Origin of the sequence: Actinokineospora baliensis (genome assembly GCF_016907695.1) — a bacterium.
Taxonomy (GTDB): domain Bacteria; phylum Actinomycetota; class Actinomycetes; order Mycobacteriales; family Pseudonocardiaceae; genus Actinokineospora; species Actinokineospora baliensis.
The window spans coordinates 3,325,892-3,339,607 of record NZ_JAFBCK010000001.1 but is presented as its reverse complement, the minus strand read 5'-3'; the positions used below and the strand labels follow the sequence as shown (position 1 = coordinate 3,339,607).

Below are 13,716 nucleotides of genomic sequence, written 5' to 3'. Positions count from 1 at the left end.
TAACCATTACTCTGCGTGTTGATTTGAAGCTACCCGCGGCAGTTCTTAGCGCCGACGGGGCGAACGAATGGAGAACCGCCGCATGGGCGACTACGCCAAGGCGCTAGGGGCCAAGCTCCGCGCCATCCGCCAGCAGCAGGGGCTGTCGTTGCACGGCGTCGAGCAGAAGTCCGGTGGCCGCTGGAAGGCCGTCGTGGTCGGCTCGTACGAGCGGGGAGACCGCGCCGTCACCGTCCAGAAGCTCGCCGAGCTGGCCGACTTCTACGGCGTGCCGGTGGTGGAACTCCTCCCCGAGGGCCGGGTCCCCTCCGGTGCCGAGCCCGCCACCAAGATCGTGATCAACCTGGAGCGGCTGCAGCAGCTGCCCGCGGAGAAGGTCGGCCCGCTGGCCCGCTACGCCGCGACCATCCAGAGCCAGCGCGGCGACTACAACGGCAAGGTGCTGTCGATCCGCACCGAGGACCTGCGCTCCCTGGCGATCATCTACGACATGACCCCCGGCGAGCTCACCGAGCAGCTGATCGACTGGGGCGTGCTGCCCCCCGAGGCGCGCCCCTCCAAGGAGGACTAACCCGCCCTCCCCCTTGCCGCCTGGACTCCCGCCCAGGCCAACACCCGACCGCGCAGACGGGGATACTGCTCGGTCGGGTGTTTTTCGTGCCCGCCCCCGCGTTCCCCCAGCTCGCGGTTATCCACAACCCCCCGCCCCATCCACCACTTTTCGCACACCCCCACCCGCCCCCACCACCCCGGTAGACTGGCCTCGGGGACGCCCCCCGTGGTGTGGTGGGGGGCTGGTGTCCGGCGGGGGCGGTCTCCGGAAAGAGTGGGGTTGGCGGAGCAGGGCGGGGGCGGGGACTGGTCAGAGGGTGGCGCGGAGGCGGTCGGCGATGCCGCCGATGCGGCCGAGGACGCCGTTGACGAAGCGGGGGGAATCGTCGGTGGACAGGGACTTGGCCAGTTGGACGGCCTCGTCGATGGCGACGGCGTCGGGGACGTCTTGGGCCCACAGGAGTTCGTAGAGGCCCAGGCGCAGTACGGCCAGGTCGACGGCGGGCATGCGGTTGAGCGACCAGCCCTCGGCGTGCTCGGTGAGCAGTTCGTCGATCCGGGCCCGGTGCGCGGTCACGCCCTCGACCAGGGTCACCGTGTAGTCGTTGACCGGGGGGACATCGGGTGAGCCGACCCGGTCGGCCAGCAGGCTGACCGGGTCCTCCCCGCGCACGGCGGCCTCGAACAGCAGGTCCACCGCCCGCTTGCGTGCTTTGCTGCGTGCGCCCACGTCAGCTGTTGACGCGGCCGAGGTAGCGGCCGTCGCGCGTGTCGACCTTGACCTTCTCGCCGGTGGTGACGAACAGCGGCACCTGGATCTCGGCACCGGTCTCCAGCCGCGCCGGCTTGGTGCCGCCGGTGGAGCGGTCGCCCTGCAGGCCGGGGTCGGTGTGCTCGATGACCAGCTCCACCGAGGTCGGCAGCTCGATGAACAGCGGCGCGCCCTCGTGCGAGGAGACCACCGCGGTGCCGTTCTCCAGCAGGAACTTCGCCTGCTCGGCGACGACCTCGGAGCTGATGCCGATCTGCTCGAAGGTGTCGCCGTCCATGAAGTAGTACTCGGCGCCGTCGTTGTACAGGTAGGTCATCTCGCGGCGGTCCACGGTGGCGGTCTCGACCTTGACGCCCGCGTTGAACGTCTTGTCGACGACCTTGCCGGAGAGCACGTGCTTGAGCTTGGTCCGCACGAACGCGGGGCCCTTGCCCGGCTTGACGTGCTGGAACTCGGTGACGGTCCACAGCTGGCCCTCGAGGTTGAGCACCAGGCCGTTCTTCAGGTCGTTGGTCGAGGCCACTGGAGGATCTCCTGTTGTCCGCGCGTGGCCGTCCGCCGGTCTAGACGACCATGAGTTGCTTGGTGGTCTGCGTGAGGAGCTCGGGCTGGGTGTCCCGCACGATGAGCGTGTCCTCGATGCGGACGCCACCGAGCCCGGACAGGTACACACCCGGCTCGACGGTGACCGCCATTGCGGCCGAAAGTGTACCTTCGCCGGATTTCGCCAGGCTCGGTGCCTCATGGATCTGCAGGCCGACACCGTGCCCGAGGCCGTGCAGGAATTGCGCGCCCCGGCCCGCGTCCTCGATGACCTGCCGCGCTGCTGCGTCCACAGCGGACACCGGGGTTCCCGGCAGGAGGGCGGCGGTCCCGGCGGACTGGGCTTCGGCCACCAGGTCGTAGATCTCGCGCTGCCAGTCGGCCGGGGTGCCCAGGACGAGGGTGCGGGTCATGTCGGAGTGGTAGCCGTGCAGTTGGGCGCCGAAGTCGAGCTTGACGAAGTCACCTGTTCGGAGGACCCCGTCCGTGGGTCGGTGGTGCGGGATCGCCGAGTGCGCGCCGGTTGCGACGATCGTGTCGAACGCGGGGGCGGCCGCACCGTGATCGCGCATGCGATCCTCCAGGTCACGGGCCACTTCCCGCTCGGTGCGACCCGGCCGGACGCCGCCTTCGGAGATCAACTCGGCGAGCGCGGCGTCACCGATCGCACACGCCTGCCGCAGCGCCTCGACCTCGGTGTCGTCCTTGACCAACCGCAGCGCCTCGACCAACAGCGGCGCCCGGACCAGCTCCACCCCCTCGGCGGCGTGGCGCAGCGCTTCGAGGCCGTCGACGGTGACGTGCTGGCTCTCGAAGCCGACCACCGCCATCCGGTCGGCGGCGGCCCGAGCGGCCAGCGCACCGGCGCTGGCGCGGTCGATGAGCCGCTCCAGGCCGGGCACCTGCTCGGCGGACTGCTCCTGGTAGCGCCCGTCGGTGCAGAAGACCGTGCGGTCGTCGCCGTCGGCGTGGACGAGGAGGGCTCCGTTGGAGCCGGTGAACCCGGTGAGGTAGCGCAGGTTGCGCAGGTCACCGATGAGGAGGGCGGTGAGGCCGCGGTCGCGCAGGGTGCTGCGCAACGCGGCGCGTCGCCGCTCGTGCGGGTCGGACATGACCTTGAGCTTAGAGCGCCGCCGCCTACCCTTGGGTGATGCGAACCTGGCTGACCCGAGGCGCCGCCCTCGCCGCGGTGCACGCGGCCGCGGCGGTGACCGTCGCCGCTCTCAAGGCCACGGACCCGACCGGCTGGACGGCGCTGGAGGCCCTGGCGCTGGGTGTCCTGGTCGCCGTGGCGGCGGTGTGGGCGGCGGTGGACGGGTGGCTCGGCCTGCTGGACCGGGGGCGGACCTGGGTGTTCGCTGCCCTGGTCGCGGGCTGGGGATCGGCGGTGCTCGGCGTGGTCGGCCGGGGCCTGTTCGTCGACCAGACCGGATCCAGCGCGCTGGGGCAGGCGTTGACCGGCGGCGCGGCCTTCACGGCCCTGTTGGTCCTGGTCCCCGCGGCCGTGGGCCTCGTTGTCGGCCCGCGCCTGGACAAGCGCGCACAGGAGCCCGACAGCCCGCCGGTGGCGTCGACTCCGAAGCCCTCGCCGCGGCCGCGCCGAGCCCGAACGGAGTAGTCGCGGTACGGCCAAACGAGAACTTCCCAGACACCCCCACGGGCGTGTCCCCGGGTCAGGCGTTGCGGATGGTGTTGTCGGCGATCCAGCGCAGGGCGAGGAAGTAGCCGTCGATGCCCAGGCCGATGATGACGCCCGCGGCGAGGGCGGAGATGTAGCTGTGGTGCCGGAAGTCCTCGCGCTTGTGCACGTTGGAGATGTGCACCTCGACCAGCGGCGCGGTCAGCTGCGACACCGCGTCGCGCACGGCGATGGAGTAGTGCGTCCAGGCGGCGCCGTTGAGGACCACGGGGTGGCCCGCGTCGGCGGCCTCGTGCAGCCAGCCGATCATCTCGCCCTCGTGGTCGGTCTGGCGGACCTCGACGTCGAGGCCGAGCTCGGCCCCGACCCGCACGCACCGGTCGGCGAGCTGGGCGTGCGTGGTGCTGCCGTAGACCTCGGGTTCGCGCAGGCCGAGCCTGCCCAGGTTGGGGCCGTTGAGCACGAGGACCTTCACAGCAGGACACCTCCGGTCCGGCCGCCGTCGGTGGCGACGGCGGAGTAGGCGGCGGCGAGCAGGGCCGGGTCGGGCCCCTCCAGCCTGGCAGGCTTGGCGAGACCGTCGAGGACCACGAACCGCAGCACGCCGGACTTGGTCTTCTTGTCCCCCAGCATGCCCTCGATCAGCTGCGGCAGGGCGTCGGCGTCGTAGCTGACCGGCAGTCCCACCGCGGTGAGGATCGACCGGTGCCGGTCGGCGGTCGCGTCGTCGAGCCGCCCGGCCAGCCGGGCGAGCTCCGCGGCGAAGACCAGCCCGACGCTGACCGCGGCCCCGTGGCGCCACCGGTACCGCTCGCGGCGCTCGATGGCGTGGGCGAGGGTGTGCCCGTAGTTGAGCACCTCGCGCAGGCTGGCTTCGCGCAGGTCGGAGGCGACGACGTCGGCCTTGACCTGGATCTTGCGCCGAACCAGTTCCGGCAGCACCGCCCCGGTCGGGTCGAGCGCGGCGGCGGGGTCGGCCTCGATGAGGTCGAGGATCACCGGGTCGGCGATGAACCCGCCCTTGATGACCTCGGCCATCCCGGCGACGAGCTCGTTGCGCGGCAGGGTCGTGAGCGTGGCGAGGTCGACAAGGACGGCGGAGGGCTCGTGAATCGCGCCGACCAGGTTCTTCCCGGCGTCGGTGTTGATCCCGGTCTTGCCGCCCACCGCGGCGTCGACCATGCCCAGCAGCGTGGTCGGCACGTTGACCAGCCGGATGCCGCGCATCCAGGTGGCGGCGACGAACCCGGCGAGGTCGGTGACCGCGCCACCGCCGATGGCGACGACGGCACCCTGCCGGTCCATCCCCATCCGCCCGAGGACCTCCCAGCAGAACGCCGCCACCGACAGCGCCTTGCCGTCCTCGGCGTCGGGGATCTCCACCGTGTGCGCGTCGACCCCGGCCGCGGCCAGTTCGTCGCGGGTCGCGGTCGCCGTCGCGGCGAGGGTCGCGGTGTGGATGACGGCGACCTTGGACGCCCCGCGCACCGCCTCGACCAGCTCACCGAGCAGCCCGGTCCCGATGATCACGTCGTACGGCTGCGCGGTGGCCACCCGGATCCGCCACGGCTGCTGGCTCACTGCTCCCCCTCCGGGGTCGTCCCGGTCCGCGCGCCCAGGGCCGCGACCAGGTTGGCGATGATGTCCTCTGGCGTGCCGTCGTCGGTGGGCACCTCGAGGGTGGCCACCTCCCGGTAGAGCGGCAGCCGCTGGTCGAGCAGCAGCTTGAAGGTGGCCCTCGGGTTGACCCCGGCCAGCAGCGGACGCGCGGCGGACAGCCCGGAACGCCGCACCCCCTCCGCCATGCCGACGTTGAGGAAGACCACGGTGTGCCCGACCAGCAGCGCCCGCGTGGCGTCGGCCAGGATCGCCCCACCGCCGAGCGCGAGGACGCCGTCGTGCTCGACCAGCGCGGTCGCCACAGCGGCCGCCTCAGCGGCCCGGAAGACGGGCTCGCCGTCCTGGGTGAAGATGTCCGTGATCGGCTTGCCCGCCCCCGCCTCGACGTCGGCGTCGGTGTCGCGGAAGCCCACCCCCAACGCGGCGGCCAGCCCCTCGCCGATGGTCGTCTTCCCCGCCCCCGGCGGCCCGACGACCACCGCGACCGGGCTCACCAGCGCCCGCGCAGCGCTTCGAGGTAGCCCTCGACGTTGCGCTTGCTCTCGCCCAGCGAGTCCCCGCCGAACTTCTCCAGCGCCGCCTCGGCCAGCACGAGCGCCACCACGGACTCCAGGACCACCCCGGCCCTGGGCACCGCGCACACGTCGGAGCGCTGGTGGATGGCCACGGCGGGCTCACCGGTCACGACGTCCACTGTGGACAGGGCGCGGGGGACGGTGGAGATCGGCTTCATGGCGACCCGCACCCGCAGCGGCTCACCGTTGGTGATCCCCCCTTCCAGTCCGCCCGCTCGGTTGGTGCGCCGGGTGACACCGGTGACGGTGCCCTCGGCCCGGTCGATCTCGTCGTGCGCTTCGCTGCCCCACCGCTGGGCGGTGGTGAAGCCGTCGCCGATCTCGACGCCCTTCATGGCCTGCACGCCCATCAGGGCGCCCGCCAGCCGCGCGTCGAGCCTGCGGTCCCAGTGCACGTGCGACCCCAGCCCCGGCGGCAGCCCGTAGGCGATCACCTCGATGACCCCGCCGACGGTGTCCCCGGCCTTCTTGACCGCCTCCACCTCGGCGACCATGGCGTCGGTCCCCGCCTGGCTGAACGCCCGCACCGGGCTCTCGTCCACGGCGGCGAGGTCGCCCGGCCCCGGCGCGGGCCCGTCCGGGGCCACCGCCTTGCCGATGGAGATGACGTGGCTGACCACCTCGACCCCCAGCAGCTGCCGCAGGAACGCCCGCGCCACGGTGCCCAGGGCGGTCCGCCCGGCGGTCTCCCGGGCGCTGGCCCGCTCGAGCACCGGCCGGGCCTCGTCGAAGTCGTACTTCTGCATCCCCGGCAGGTCGGCGTGCCCCGGCCGCGGCCGGGTCAGCGGCTCGTTGCGCCCGAGCTCGGCCAGCTCGGCCGGGTCCACGGGATCGGCCGCCATGACCTTCTCCCACTTGGGCCACTCGGCGTTGTCGATCCGCACCGCGATCGGCCCGCCCTGGGTGAGCCCGTGCCGGACCCCACCCAGGATCTCGAACTCGTCGGTCTCGAAGCCCATCCGCGGGCTCCGCCCGAACCCCAACCTGCGGCGGGCCAACTGCCCCGCGAGGTCGCTCGTGGTGACCTCCACGCCCGCCACCATGCCTTCCAGCACGGCGACCAGCGCGGGCCCGTGTGACTCTCCAGCGGTTATCCAACGCAGCACATCCCAGATCCTGTCATGACACCCCCTTCACCTCGCGTCCGGCCAATCGCCCAACCTCCACGTGAGACCGCCCACTCCCCCCGCGTTCGCTCCTCGAAACACCTTGTCCGCCCGGTAGTTCGACCGCCCCGCCACTCGCCTCGACACCGCGACCACCATCGGCGCGTTCGACAACCAACACCCGCACGGGTACTCACCGAGTCAGCACCCCGGGCACCTCCGCCGACCTCCCGTGCCGCGAGGTCCGAAGAGGACTCCACCCGCCTTCGCCGGTGATCGTCAAATGCGATCGCGTCGGGGATCGTGCCGCGGTGATACTGCGCCGATGACGACACTGAGACCGTGGGAAGTCGAGCGGGCTAGGGAGTTCGCGGCACTGCGCGGCAGGCGAATCGAGTCGTGGGTCGGGGAAGAGCTCGCCCTGCGCGAAGACTTCCAGGGCCTCGGCCCGCAGTTCGACGACCCAGAGGTGCCCTTCCTGCAGATGAACGGGCTCCAAGCCAACCTCGACCACGGCGACGCGCTGAGCATCAGTGACTACCAAGCAGACGAGGGCTGGGGCCTGTTCCCGTGGCCCGGAGCCCACTTCGAGTACCAGCCCAAGGACAGGATCTACCGCAGACGCCCCCTTCCCGAACTCCCGGTCGGCGACGTCGACGAGGTCGTCGTACTCGCCGATGGTGAGACCGGACTCCTCGCCGAACTGCGCATGGTCATCGGTGGCACTCCCCTTTCCTTGGTCTCCGGCGAGGTGCAGGAGCGCATGAACGGCACCCTGTCCATCGCCAGGCTCGACGAATGCGTGCTGGTCTTCACCAACCCCGCCGACGTCGACCGCGTCCCCTGGATCAACCCCCTCACCAACCTGGTACCGGTCCACCGCTGATACCGAGGCTTAGGCGAAAGCCGGTAGGGCGAGGGCGAAGGTGCTGACAAGCAGTCCAGGCCCATAGGGAATGCGGTTTCGCCAACTGGGGTGCCGGACACAATGCAGAACCAGGGTCAGAGAAGACGCGATAAGAGGGCCTAAGAGGATGAGATTGGGTCCGCCGACTCCCAGGAAGAGACCCAGGGTTGGCGCCAGCTTGACGTCGCCCAGGCCTATAGCTTCAGGGTTCGCGACTCTAACTAGGCCATAGAAGGCGGTAAGCGCTATCGCGCCTAAGAGGGCGTCGAGGAGCAGGTTGGCATCGGAAGCCGCTGCGGCGAAGGTGAGTAGGGCGAGGCTGAGGGGGGCAGCGGGCAGAGTGAGCCGGTCGGGGAGTCGTCGGTGGTGGAGGTCGATGATGGTCAGGGGGACGAGCAGCCAGGCCAGGAAAGCGATTGCGGGGGTCCACCACCAGGGAAGAGCACCGGCTTGCCAGGCGACGGCGACCACGGACCAGAGGCAGGCCGTGGGGATCTCATACCACCGGGGTGGCACGTCGTACTGCGGCACCAGTCGGCGTATGGCGGAACCGGCCAGGTAACCGGCGGCAGCGCCCAGGGACGGCATTACCGCGGCGGGGAACGCGATCAGTGGTAGGCAGAGCGCAGCAGCGGCAAGGCGTGTTGGCGGCGATCCGCCGGGCGCGATGAGAAGTCTGACCGGGGAGTGGATTGACATGATGTGCTCCTTTCTCGCTTTCCAAGGTAGCGAGAAAGGAGCCGATCCGGCAGTCGCTCAATACGGTGGGGACAACTTTTTGACAGAATTCGAGAATAGCGTTATAGCGGCAACGGGAGGATCCCGCCGGTCGCCGAGAACAGGGCGTCCCGCATCGCCTGGCGCGGGGCTTCGCGGCCGGTGAAGTGGGTGAACTGGCCGAATGCCTGGTGCAGCAGCATGTCGAGGCCGGTCGCGACCACTCCCCCGGCGTCGGTGACCGCCGTGGCCAAGGGGGTCGGCCACGGGTGGTAGATGACGTCGAGGAGGTGGGGGGCGCGCGCCAAGGCCGCGGTCAGCGGCTCGGTCGCGGCGGGCGGGACGGTGTTCACCAAGACCGCGGCCGAGGAAGCCAGGGCGGCGAAGTCGGTGTCGGCCAAGCGGGCGAGCTCCAGCGAAAGTCCGAGCCGCTCGGCGGACTCGACTGCGTCGGCCGCTCTGGCGAGGTCCCGGACTACAACGACAGCCGAGGTGATGCCTAGGTCTACGAAGGCCGCCAGAGCGGCGCACGCGGTCCCACCCGCCCCCAAGATGACGCCAAGAGGCCCGCCAGCGAACCCAGAGGCACGCAACGCCCCCACTACGCCATCGACGTCTGTGCAGTCGGCAAGCCAACCGTCGCCGTCGCGGACGAGAGTGTTCGCGGCGCCGACCGCTATAGCGCGTGGGGTGGCACTAGAGGCGAAGGACAACGCGGCACGCTTGCCGGGCATGGTCACCGAGAAGCCGACCCATTCGTCGCCCAACCCGGCCACAAGCCCCGGCAGGCGCGCTTCATCGCACTCCAGGCGTTCGTAGGTCCACGGCAAACCTAGGGCCTCGAAAGCCGCCCCGTGCAGAACCGGTGACAGGGAGTGTGCGACAGGCGAGCCGAGAACGGCGGCCTTTCGAACGTCAGTAGGCCTCATTGCGCTGCGCCAATGCGATGTTCTCGTTGTGCTCCTCGAGCGTGTTCGCGAAGCACGACGTGCCGTCCTTCTGGCAGCGCACGAAGAACACCCAGGTTCCGTCCGCGGGCTTGGCCGCGGCCTCTATGGCCTCCCGGCTCACTGCCGCGATCGGGGTGGGGGGTAAACCGGTGTTCGCGTAGGTGTTGTACGGCCCCGACTTGGCTCGGTCCTCGGGCCTGGTGCGGATCGCGGGCCGGTCGAGGACGTAGTTGACCGTCGAGTCGTACTCCAGCTTCATGGTCTTCGCGAGGCGGTTGTAGGTGACTCGGGAGACCTTGGAGAAGTCGGCGGCGATGGCCTCTCGCTGGACCAGCGATCCCATCACCAGCAGCTGGTACGGGGTGAAGCCTGTCGCGTCGGCCAACGTGGGCATGCCGACGCTCTGCAGCACCGCGGAGGAGTCGGCGATCAGCTTCTTCCAGAGCTCCTCGGCGGTGGAGCCCGGCCGGACCTCGTAGACGTCCGGCATGATCAGACCTTCGAGCTTGCGCTTGGGCTCTGGGGACTTCGACGCGTCCGGCACTGCCCAGTCAGGCACGCCAAGAGTGGTCAGATCAGCTGTTTCCACGACCTTGCGTAGTTCCTCGACGGGCACACATGTGCTTTTGCCGTTGAGCTGCGCGCACGACGCCTTCGACAACAGGGAGTACACACCCGGTGTCACGTTCGCGCCATTGGTCACGTCGTCGAACTGGGTGCCCGCCTTGATCTGGAGGTTCCCGACCCGCGAGGCGGGGTCGACGATCTTAGCGACGGCGTCGGCACCGGACACCTTGGTGCGCATGACGTAGTAGCCCGGCTGGATGGAACGGACCTTGGACTCGGACTCGGCCGCCTCGGTGAAGGCACGCGCGCTAGCGACAACGCCGTCGTCTTTAAGGCGGTTGGCGATGACACCTGTGCTGTCGCCACCCTTGACCTCGACGACGACGTCGGTCTCGCCCGCGCCCGCGTAGTCGTCGTAGTCGCCGATCCCCGCGAGGGTGCGTAGGCCGAACCAGACGCCGCCGCCGATGATGGCGAGCACGACCAGGCCGAACACCGCGAGCTTGACGCGCCTGCGGTCGCGGCGCGGCTTGCGCTTGGCGGTGTCGTCCGCCCGTTCCTCGAAGAAGTCGAGATCGTCGGTCATGAGTCCGCCTCCGCAGATCGTGCGAGCGCTGCCGAGCGTTCGTCGAGCCACGACTGCAGGATCGCCACAGCGGCGGCCTGGTCGACTACCGCCCGCTGCCGCTTGCCCTTGACTCCCCGGTCGCTGAGCATCCTGGTCGCCGTCACGGTGGTCAGCCGCTCGTCGGCGAGCCGGACCGGCACCGGGGCGACCCGGGCGGCGAGGGCGTCCGCGTAGGCGCGCGCGGCCTCCGCGGCCGCACCGTGCCGCGCGGCGAGCGTCCTGGGCAAACCGACCACCACTTCGACCACCTCGTGCTCGGTGACGAGCTCGGTGAGCCGGTCGAGGTCACTGCCCGACCGCTCGTCGCGGGACAGCGTAACGAGCGGGGAGGCCAAGATGGGAGTCGGATCGCTCACGGCGACGCCGACGCGGACGGAGCCGACGTCCACGGCGAGCCTGCGGCCACGCCCCGGGTCGTCGGCTCCCGGCCGATCGGGTTTGGGGTTCACGACCCGGCCAACGCCCTGCGCAGGGCGTTCACCGCCTCGTCGACACCGTTCGCGTTGGCACCGCCACCCTGGGCCATGTCCGGCTTGCCGCCGCCGCGCCCCTCGATGGCCGAGGAGAACGACGGGACGAGCTTGCCCGCGGCGATCCCCGCGTCGCGGGCGGCCGAGGTAGTGGCCACCACGAAGTTCACCTTGTCGCCATCCGTGGAGAACAAGGCGACGACGCCGGATCGCGAACCGAGGCGGTTGCGGACCTCGGTCGCGAGCGACCGGAGGTCGTTGCCGCCTACGCCGTCGAGGACCTTCAGCGCGACAAGAGCGGTCCCGTTGACCTCTTCGGCCTTACCGGCGAGGTCGCCCGCGGCGGACAAGAGCTGGCCGGCGCGCAGCTTCTCCAGCTCCTTCTCCGCGTTGCGCAGGCGGTCTACCAGTGCTTCGACGCGAGCGGGCACCTCGTCGTTGGGCACCTTCAGCATCGCGGCGAGGTTCTGGACAAGAGCGCGCTCCTTGGCCAAGAAGCGCATGGCGTCCATGCCTACGTAGGCCTCAAGGCGGCGGCTACCGGAGCCCACGGAGGACTCGCCGAGCAGCGTGATCGGGCCAATCTGCGACGAGTGCTCGACGTGCGTGCCACCGCACAGCTCGCGTGACCAAGGGCCGCCGATCTCGACTACGCGAACGGTCTCGTCGTAGGTCTCGCCGAAGAGGGCCACCGCGCCCAGGTCCTGCGCGCCGCCCATATCGGTGTATACAACGCGAACCGGGAGGTCCTTACGCACGGCGAGGTTAGAGACCTCTTCGATCTCACTACGCGTCTCCGCCGACAGGGCGTTGCCCCAGGCGAAGTCAAGACGCAAGTAGCCGGGCTTGTTGTAAGAGCCGCTCTGCAGGGCGGTCGGGCCAAGCACCTCGCGCAGCGCGGCGTGCACTACGTGCGTGCCGGAGTGGCCCTGACGCGCACCGATGCGCCACTCGGCGTCCACAAGAGCCTCGACGTTCTGGCCTTCGACGATCTCGCCACTACGCACGCGCACCTGGTGCACCCACAGCTTGCGGGCGACCTTCTGCACGTCGAGGACCTCTAGCTCCACCCCGGGACCGGTGATGGTGCCCGCGTCGCTCTCCTGGCCACCGGACTCGGCGTACAGGGGGGTGCGGTCGAGGACTACCTCGACGATCTCGCCTTCCGACGCGCTAGGCACGCGAACGCCTTCGCGAACCAGGCCGCGCACGGTGGCCTCAGCAGACAGCGTTTCGTAGCCGAGGAACTCGGTCGGACCCTGGGCCAAGAGGTCGCGGTAGACCGTCTGGTCGCCGTGGCCGGTCTTACGGGAAGCGGCGTCGGCCTTCGCGCGGGCGCGCTGCTCGGCCATGAGCTCGCGGAAGCCAGCCTCGTCGACCGACAGCCCCTTCTCGGCGGCCATCTCCAGCGTTAGGTCGATCGGGAAGCCGTAGGTGTCGTGCAACTGGAAGGCCTTGTCGCCGGGCAGCTGCGCGCGACCGTCCGCCTTGATCTGCTCCGCAGCGAGGTCGAAGATCTTAGAACCGCTGGCCAGCGTGGCGAGGAAGGTTTCCTCTTCCTTGCGCATCACGGACTCGATGCGCGGGAAGTCCTTGGCCAGTTCGGGGTAAGAGGGCGACATGGTGTCGCGCACGACCGCAGCGAATTCGCCCAAGACGGGCTCGTTCACACCCAGCAGGCGGACGGACCTGACGATGCGGCGGAGCAAGCGGCGCAAGACGTAGCCGCGGGCCTCGTTGCCGGGGGTGACGCCGTCGCCGATGAGCATCATGCCGCTGCGGGCGTGGTCGGCGATGACCCGGAACCGAACGTCGTCGACGGCGTTGCCGGAGCCGTAGCGGCGTCCCGACATCTCCTCGGCCTTGCTGATGACCGGCCGCACCAGGTCGGTCTCGTAGACGTTCTCGACGCCCTGGAGCAGGGTGGCGACGCGCTCGATGCCCATGCCGGTGTCGATGTTCTTGGTCGGCAGGGACCCGATCGGCTTGTGGCCCTCCTTGGGGCTCAGCTCACCGCGCTCGTCCTGCATGAAGACGAGGTTCCAGATCTCCAGGTAGCGGTCCTCGTCAGCGACGGGCCCGCCGTCGCGACCGTGCTCGGGGCCGCGGTCGTAGTAGATCTCCGAGCAGGGCCCGCCGGGACCGGGCACGCCCATGTCCCAGTAGTTGTCCTTGCCGTCGCGGCGCTGGATGCGCTCCTCGGGAAGACCCGCGATCTTGCGCCAGAGGTCGAAGGCCTCGTCGTCGTCGTTGTAGACAGTCGCCCACAGACGGTCCGGATCGAACCCGTAGCCGCCGTTGTCGACGCTGTTGGTGATGAGGTCCCAGGCGAACTCGATGGCCCCGGCCTTGAAGTAGTCGCCGAAGGAGAAGTTGCCCGCCATCTGGAAGAACGTGTTGTGGCGGGTGGTCTTGCCGACCTCGTCGATGTCGCCGGTGCGCACGCACTTCTGCACGCTGGTGGCGGTGTTCCACGGCGCGGGGGCCTGGCCGAGGAAGTACGGCTTGAACTGGACCATGCCCGCGTTGACGAACAGCAGGTTCGGGTCCTCGAGGATCAGCGACGCGCTAGGCACCTGGGTGTGGCCATTGCGCTTGAAGTGGTCCAGGAAACGGCTGGAGATCTCGTGGGTCTGCACTGGAGTCGTCCTCTAGTGGTCGAGGGGTTCG

At 70.0% G+C, this 13,716-nt stretch carries 15 protein-coding genes; 3 read left to right on the top strand and 12 right to left on the bottom strand.

Annotation, left to right across the window (positions count from 1 at the left end; translation table 11 throughout):
• Positions 1-82 precede the first annotated feature (82 nt).
• A complete protein-coding gene (gene bldD, locus JOD54_RS16020; RefSeq protein WP_018686187.1) occupies positions 83-571 on the top strand; it encodes a transcriptional regulator BldD in 489 nt (162 codons plus the stop codon).
• A 291-nt stretch (positions 572-862) separates the two neighbouring features.
• Here the strand turns inward: bldD and nusB are convergent, their stop codons facing one another.
• The 3 genes from nusB to JOD54_RS16005 are packed head-to-tail and all read right to left on the bottom strand — an operon-like array spanning position 863 to position 2,979.
• A complete protein-coding gene (nusB, locus tag JOD54_RS16015) occupies positions 863-1,282 on the bottom strand; it encodes a transcription antitermination factor NusB (RefSeq protein ID WP_204451297.1) in 420 nt (139 codons plus the stop codon).
• A 1-nt stretch (position 1,283) separates the two neighbouring features.
• Positions 1,284-1,847, bottom strand: a complete 564-nt coding sequence (gene efp, locus JOD54_RS16010) for an elongation factor P (RefSeq protein WP_204451296.1) — start codon at positions 1,845-1,847, stop codon at positions 1,284-1,286.
• Positions 1,848-1,887: 40 nt separating this feature from the next.
• Entirely contained in the window at positions 1,888-2,979 is a 1,092-nt protein-coding gene (locus tag JOD54_RS16005; protein ID WP_204451295.1) for a M24 family metallopeptidase, read from the bottom strand.
• Positions 2,980-3,017: 38 nt separating this feature from the next.
• On the opposite strand from JOD54_RS16005, the gene JOD54_RS16000 reads away from it, so the two are divergent.
• Positions 3,018-3,485: a B-4DMT family transporter gene (locus JOD54_RS16000; RefSeq protein ID WP_204451294.1), complete on the top strand. Its 468-nt coding sequence runs from the start codon at positions 3,018-3,020 to the stop codon at positions 3,483-3,485.
• A 55-nt stretch (positions 3,486-3,540) separates the two neighbouring features.
• Here the strand turns inward: JOD54_RS16000 and aroQ are convergent, their stop codons facing one another.
• The 4 genes from aroQ to aroC are packed head-to-tail and all read right to left on the bottom strand — an operon-like array spanning position 3,541 to position 6,807.
• Positions 3,541-3,981 carry a type II 3-dehydroquinate dehydratase gene (aroQ, locus tag JOD54_RS15995; RefSeq protein ID WP_204451293.1) on the bottom strand — a complete coding sequence of 147 codons (441 nt, stop codon included), beginning with the start codon at positions 3,979-3,981 and terminating at the stop codon, positions 3,541-3,543.
• Entirely contained in the window at positions 3,978-5,087 is a 1,110-nt protein-coding gene (gene aroB, locus JOD54_RS15990; RefSeq protein WP_204451292.1) for a 3-dehydroquinate synthase, read from the bottom strand. The genes aroQ and aroB overlap by 4 nt, the downstream gene beginning before the upstream one ends.
• Positions 5,084-5,620 (bottom strand): shikimate kinase, encoded by a 537-nt coding sequence (locus JOD54_RS15985; RefSeq protein ID WP_204451291.1) that lies wholly within the window; start codon positions 5,618-5,620, stop codon positions 5,084-5,086. The genes aroB and JOD54_RS15985 overlap by 4 nt, the downstream gene beginning before the upstream one ends.
• Positions 5,617-6,807: a chorismate synthase gene (gene aroC / locus JOD54_RS15980; protein ID WP_204451290.1), complete on the bottom strand. Its 1,191-nt coding sequence runs from the start codon at positions 6,805-6,807 to the stop codon at positions 5,617-5,619. Before aroC ends, JOD54_RS15985 begins: the two co-directional genes overlap by 4 nt.
• Positions 6,808-7,132: 325 nt before the next feature.
• On the opposite strand from aroC, the gene JOD54_RS15975 reads away from it, so the two are divergent.
• On the top strand, positions 7,133-7,693 hold the full coding sequence (locus tag JOD54_RS15975) for a hypothetical protein (RefSeq protein WP_204451289.1): 561 nt from the start codon (positions 7,133-7,135) through the stop codon (positions 7,691-7,693).
• A gap of 9 nt (positions 7,694-7,702) precedes the next feature.
• On the opposite strand, the gene JOD54_RS15970 is transcribed toward JOD54_RS15975, so the two are convergent.
• The 5 genes from JOD54_RS15970 to alaS form a co-directional block, all read right to left on the bottom strand.
• Positions 7,703-8,413: a prepilin peptidase gene (locus tag JOD54_RS15970; RefSeq protein WP_204451288.1), complete on the bottom strand. Its 711-nt coding sequence runs from the start codon at positions 8,411-8,413 to the stop codon at positions 7,703-7,705.
• 101 nt (positions 8,414-8,514) lie between these two features.
• Positions 8,515-9,360 (bottom strand): shikimate dehydrogenase, encoded by an 846-nt coding sequence (locus tag JOD54_RS15965; protein ID WP_204451287.1) that lies wholly within the window; start codon positions 9,358-9,360, stop codon positions 8,515-8,517.
• Positions 9,347-10,534 (bottom strand): endolytic transglycosylase MltG, encoded by a 1,188-nt coding sequence (gene mltG / locus JOD54_RS15960; protein WP_204451286.1) that lies wholly within the window; start codon positions 10,532-10,534, stop codon positions 9,347-9,349. The genes JOD54_RS15965 and mltG overlap by 14 nt, the downstream gene beginning before the upstream one ends.
• Positions 10,531-11,025, bottom strand: coding sequence for a Holliday junction resolvase RuvX (gene ruvX / locus JOD54_RS15955; protein ID WP_204451285.1), 495 nt, complete (start codon positions 11,023-11,025; stop codon positions 10,531-10,533). Before ruvX ends, mltG begins: the two co-directional genes overlap by 4 nt.
• Positions 11,022-13,685, bottom strand: coding sequence for an alanine--tRNA ligase (gene alaS / locus JOD54_RS15950; protein ID WP_204451284.1), 2,664 nt, complete (start codon positions 13,683-13,685; stop codon positions 11,022-11,024). The genes ruvX and alaS overlap by 4 nt, the downstream gene beginning before the upstream one ends.
• Between the last annotated feature and the right edge of the window lie 31 nt (positions 13,686-13,716).